General features: G+C 59.0%; 2 protein-coding genes. Both read right to left on the reverse strand.

From position 1 onward, the window contains the following. Positions 1 to 296, reverse strand: a 296-nt coding sequence (locus tag FXO19_RS19890; RefSeq protein WP_425481505.1) for an XAC0095 family protein, incomplete at its 3' end; no start/stop codon positions are given. Positions 297 to 648: 352 nt separating this feature from the next. After that, positions 649 to 1,145, reverse strand: a 497-nt coding sequence (locus FXO19_RS19495; RefSeq protein WP_223115553.1) for a hypothetical protein, incomplete at its 5' end; no start/stop codon positions are given.

The raw sequence follows: 1,145 nt of genomic DNA on the forward strand, positions 1-1,145 counted from the left end.
CAGCCCGTCTCGTCCTCGTCGTGCGTACGCGGCTGTGCCAGCTGCGACAGGAACACCATGTGGTCGTGCAGCTTCTTCAGCCGGAACTGGCTGTCCTCCGGCAGGAAGTAGCCGAGCATGCCCAGATCATCCGAATTGAACTTCGACATCGTTGCCTCCTCATTCCATGAAGTGCCCGCCCACCGGGACGGCGGACGGGAAGTCGGGAGGTTAGAAACCGCACAGAGCCGGCGGGCGTATTTCCCCGAAGGGTGTTGTATTAGCCGCCCTCCCGACGCAGGCATCGCGTCGGTCATGCCCGCAGCAGCACGGGCACAAAAAACCCACCGGTTTGACGGAGGTGGGGACCGCTCTGTGAGGAGTTTCTACGCTCCTTGATTCCGACTCTGCAACGAAATCGCGGGCAGGTCAAGAGGTTGTGCTCCCATACGCGAGATAAGCGAAATTGAACCACCATTGGCTCCTCTTCAATCCAGTCGCACGCCCCACCGCGAATGGCCTACGTCGCCGCGCCGACGCGGCGGCGTCCTAAACAAGTGAACCTGGCACAGTTGCCAAAACGCGACTATCAATCGGCCAGGGCTGCACCCTAGCTACCCGTCTGCGGAACACGGGGCGATCTCACCTGACGCCGCTCCTCCTTCCCTTTCAAGCCGCGAGCTTGATTAAGAGCGCGACGAAGGCGACTGCAGTTGCACTACCAAGTAGCGGAACAACCACGTATCGAATCCACCACTTGATCCCTCGGTCGTCAGACCCAGGAGGCGCTGAGGCGCGTAGTACGAAGGCATGGCTAGCGCCGCCGCGTGAATCGGCAATGTTCCGAAGCGTCAGTGAATCGATATTACGTAGATAACGCGAAAGATCGGATTGCGCTGGAATTTCCACCGTAAACCACACCGTGACCCCGTACTCATCTCGCTGTGTCCTGCAGGAAATGCAGCTAGGCAATGCGGTGCGAAGCTGAGCTGCCAAGCGCGCACCGTAGTCCGCCAAATTCTCGGCCCCTGCCCACTCTTGATAACCATGAAAGATAGAACCCGTCAGATGCTGCTTGCCAGCCTTACTCTTGAAGTAGATGTTGTCGAGTCGACGTCCCCCCGCTTTTAGTAGCGGTCTGATCTGGAGTCCGGGTTCACTGTAGC

Origin of the sequence: Luteimonas suaedae, from assembly GCF_008312895.1 — a bacterium.
Classification (GTDB): Bacteria; Pseudomonadota; Gammaproteobacteria; order Xanthomonadales; family Xanthomonadaceae; genus Luteimonas; species Luteimonas suaedae.